Raw genomic sequence first — 4119 nt, 5'->3', positions numbered from 1 at the left:
ACTAAATCTAAGAAAATTAGGAAAATATATGGAGAGAAAGAGAAGGGAAGAAGAAAAAACAAGCCCGATTTTGACATTCATCATCAAAATCGAGCTTGTTTTCTTTTTGAGAGTGGATTATGTCCCACTCCCTCTTAAAAAGATGTATTATTTACTCAATTATTTTAAGACCGCCCATATAAGGAATCAGAACCTCAGGTACAGTGACTGTTCCATCCCCATTCTGATAATTTTCAAGAATGGCAGCCACAGTTCGCCCAACCGCTAAACCAGAGCCGTTTAAGGTGTGTAGATAGTTGACTTTTTCTTCGTCGTCACGGTAACGAATCATTGCTCTGCGCGCCTGGAAATCTTCGCAGTTTGAGCATGAGCTGATTTCCCGGTAGACATCCTGAGCAGGAATCCAAACTTCCAAGTCATAGGTTTTGGCAGCAGAGAAGCCCATATCACCAGTAGATAGAGCCATAACACGATACGGCAGATTCAATTTCTGTAAAATCTCTTCAGCATTTGCAGTCATTTTTTCTAATTCTTCATAAGAGGTTTCAGGCTTGCTGAATTTAACCATCTCAACTTTGTTGAATTGATGCAGACGAATCAAGCCGCGAGTATCACGACCAGCACTTCCCGCTTCAGAACGGAAAGAAGGACTTAGTGCGGTAAAGTAAATCGGTAATTCCTTTCCATCTAGAATCTCATTGTTATAGTAGTTTGTTAAAGGGACTTCAGCAGTTGGAATCAGTGTAAAGTCAGTTCCTTCCAGTTGAAAACCGTCTTCTTTAAATTTGGGGAACTGACCTGTTCCAAACATAGAGTTACTGTTAACGATATATGGCGGAATAACTTCTGTGTAGCCATGATCATAGACATGCAAATCCAGCATGAAGTTATACAAAGCCCGTTCTAAACGTGCACCCAGTCCTTTATAGTAAACAAATCGGCTGCCAGTGACCTTTGCTCCCCGTTCAAAATCAAGAATTCCCAAGCGTTCGGCTACTTCCCAGTGAGGCTTCGGTTCAAAATCAAAGCTGCGTGGCGTACTCCATTTTCGGATTTCAACATTCTCGTCTTCGCCTTCACCGATTGGAACAGAAGCATGGGGCAGGTTAGGTAAGGTAGAAGTAATAGCGTTCAGCTTTTCATCTATAGCAGCAATTTCTGTATCTAAGGCTTTGATTTTTCCGCCTACTTCTTTCATTTCACTGATTTTAGCAGCAGCGTCCTCTTTGTTTCTTTTCAAAAGAGCAATTTCTGCTGAAACATCATTTCGATATTTCTTTAACTCCTCGGTTTTTACCAAAAGCGCTCTGCGGCTTTCATCTAAACGCAAAAACTCAGTTAAAACCTCTTCCTTAACCCCGCGGGTTTTCAATTTTTGCTGTACTTCTGCAAAATTTTGACGAATCATTTTTACATCTAACATATAGTTCCCTCCAGTATTTAAGTAAATAGTAAACCAAAACAACTTCTAGCTGCCGCTGCTGCCAAACAAGTGCTTTCTGAAATCACATGCCAACAAAAAAAGCCACTCCGTCCACAAAAAATATCTTGGGACGAAATGACTGAAATCTCGCGTTGCCACCCAAGTTCAGCCAGATGGCTGCACTTGATTAACAGATAACGGCTGCTACCGGTCTGATTTATTTCACCAGACACATAAGTTAGAGACGGATTCTTTATAGATGAATACCTGCTTCCACCACTACAGGCTCTCTGAAATTCAGTGCTATAAATACTATTTCTCAACGTTTGCAATTAGCATACAAAATTTTATGCAAGATGTCAATGGTGGTCAGAAACTCGTTGATTAACAGGAGCTGCATTTCTTTGAATAGGCAGATGGATAATAAAGGAAGTCCAATCCGTATCTGACTTAGCATAGATGTATCCCCCGTGTAAGGCAACGATACTTTGAGCGATAGCCAATCCTAAACCAGTCCCACCTGTTTCTTGAGAGCGTGATTCCTCTACTCTGTAAAAACGGTCAAAAAGCTGATCTAACGATTTTTGCGGAATTTGAGAACCGTCGTTACGGACAGCCACAACCACCTCGGTTCCGACTTTTGTTGCTTCTATTAAAATGTGTTTGCCGCCTTTTCCATATTTCAAGGCATTAGATAGAAGGTTGTTGAATACCCTGACTAGTTTTTCTGTGTCGCCTTCCATAGGAATAGCTTCTGGAATAGCTTTAACAGAGATGTCCATGCCCCGTTTGTTTGCTTCCAGTTCGAAATCGACAGATAGCTGTTCCAAAAGCTGAGCCATATCGAAGGTGATGGCATTTAGAGGAACAGCAGGCTGTCTCACCTTAGTGTATTCAAATAAGTCATCTACTAAAAGCTTCATTTGCTTCGCTTTTACATAAGCAGTATGAGTATACTTGAGAATCTCTTCTTGGGAATGAAATTGACGATCCTCGATCAATCCCAAGTAGCCAATGATGGATGTCAAAGGTGTCCGTATGTCATGACTGACATTTGTGATTAATTCATCTTTAGAGTTTTCAATCCGCCGTTCATCCTCAATAGCAGCTACCGTACTATCAACTAGTCCGTTGATGCTGGAAATGACTTTCGCCAAATCACCACTTAATTCAAAGGGGATTCTATGATCATAATTTCCGTCCGCTATATAATGAAGCTCACTGATAATATGACGCAGCTGCATCTGACGATAGCGGCGAATTAACCGCCAGTATAAAACAGACCCATCAATAATTAGAAAAATTGGAATAACAAATTTACTCCAGCTCCAAAAAACATCTGTATCCAGATAATCAGCTAGAACACCTTTTGTTCCGAATATCACATTTCTTAAAGTTGGGGAAGTCTGGATAAACTGATAAAGCAAAACAATTATCGCCACATTTAATAGTAGTAAAAGAATAACTGTTAAAATTCCTTCGGCCAGCAGCTCACTTACTTCTTTAGATGTTAAGCCGATCCGTTTCTGTTTTTCCACCTTCCGCTGATTGTTAACGGGCATCAATTTTGTACCCCACACCCCAAACTGTCTGAATCACTTTTTCTCCACCAGTTGCTTCTTCTATCTTATCGCGCAAATGGCTGACATGAACCATAACCGTTTTGGCGGAGACAACACTTTCCTGCTGCCAAACACGCTCAAAAATTTCGTCGGCATTAAATACTCGGTTTGGATGGCTGGCTAATAAATAGAGGATACCGAACTCCAGCGCAGTTAATTGTATTTCTTTGTCGTCAATTGTTTTAACCTCATGAGAATCTTTATTAATAATCAGTGAGCCAATTTCCAATACGTCAGGTTCGTTAAGCTTCACTTGCATCTGACTGCGCCGCAAAATTGATTTAACTCGTGCCATCACTTCTAATGGATTAAACGGTTTTGTAACATAATCATCCGCACCGGCAACTAAACCTTTAATTTTATCCATATCTGTTGTTTTTGCAGTCAGCATAATAATTGGTACTTGAGACTCCTTACGCAATTCTTTTACAACCTGCATGCCGTCCATAACGGGCATCATAATATCCAGCACCAGTAAATCAATATCAGGAATTGTTCTTATCTTAGATAAGGCTTCCTTTCCATCATATGCCTTGACTACCTCATATCCTTCGTTGTGAATGTAGATGCTTAGAAGCTCTACAATCTCCTTGTCGTCATCTGCTACTAAAATCTTCATATAGTTATACTCCTCCAAATCATTAATATCATCACTCATATTCTATCAAAAAAAAGCAGAAAGGGATAAAAACTCGTATATATTACAGAAATTTTAATTACATTACCAAAAATTAAGAAACACTAAATAGAAAACGGTGGCAAAGCGAACGATTAACAAGGTAATAGCAGTGAATGGTCGGTAATGAAAAAAAGTTGAAAAAAATGCAATATTTTGATTGACCTAAGCGTTGAAACTTGATATATTATTACATGTCGCAAGACGAGACAATGACTTTCAGACAGCTGGATAGAATAACATCCAGAGAGAAGAAAAAACTTGTTGAATCAGTAAAAAAGTTATTGACAAATAACAAAGAAGCTGATAAACTGAAACAGTTGTTATGAAACACAACAACGGATTGCCGAGTTCTATCAACTTAAAACTTTTTCAAAAAAAGAGTTGACATCTTATCG

The 4119-nt window shown here is 39.3% G+C and carries 3 protein-coding genes, 1 pseudogene and 1 other annotated feature; of the genes and pseudogenes, 1 reads left to right on the top strand and 3 read right to left on the bottom strand.

Features of this window, described 5'->3' with window-relative positions:
• Positions 1–268: pseudogene (locus AC1Z3K_RS18515) on the top strand (hypothetical protein); the annotation flags it as partial.
• Here the strand turns inward: AC1Z3K_RS18515 and serS are convergent.
• From serS to croR, 3 genes are all read right to left on the bottom strand, one after another.
• Complete coding sequence (serS, locus tag AC1Z3K_RS18510) at positions 152–1423, bottom strand: serine--tRNA ligase (protein ID WP_461733556.1); 1272 nt, start codon at positions 1421–1423, stop codon at positions 152–154. The pseudogene AC1Z3K_RS18515 and the gene serS overlap by 117 nt on opposite strands.
• A gap of 123 nt (positions 1424–1546) precedes the next feature.
• Positions 1547–1753, bottom strand: a binding site (T-box leader).
• Between the two features lie 29 nt (positions 1754–1782).
• The gene (locus tag AC1Z3K_RS18505) at positions 1783–2985 is read right to left on the bottom strand and encodes a sensor histidine kinase (RefSeq protein ID WP_426084932.1); all 1203 of its coding nucleotides are present in this window, start codon (positions 2983–2985) and stop codon (positions 1783–1785) included.
• Positions 2975–3664, bottom strand: coding sequence for a response regulator transcription factor CroR (gene croR / locus AC1Z3K_RS18500; RefSeq protein ID WP_426084933.1), 690 nt, complete (start codon positions 3662–3664; stop codon positions 2975–2977). The genes AC1Z3K_RS18505 and croR overlap by 11 nt, the downstream gene beginning before the upstream one ends.
• Positions 3665–4119 lie beyond the last annotated feature (455 nt).

It is taken from the genome of Enterococcus sp. LJL128, from assembly GCF_056924295.1.
Note: the sequence above shows the minus strand (reverse complement) of the source record. Positions and strands in the feature narration are given on the sequence as shown.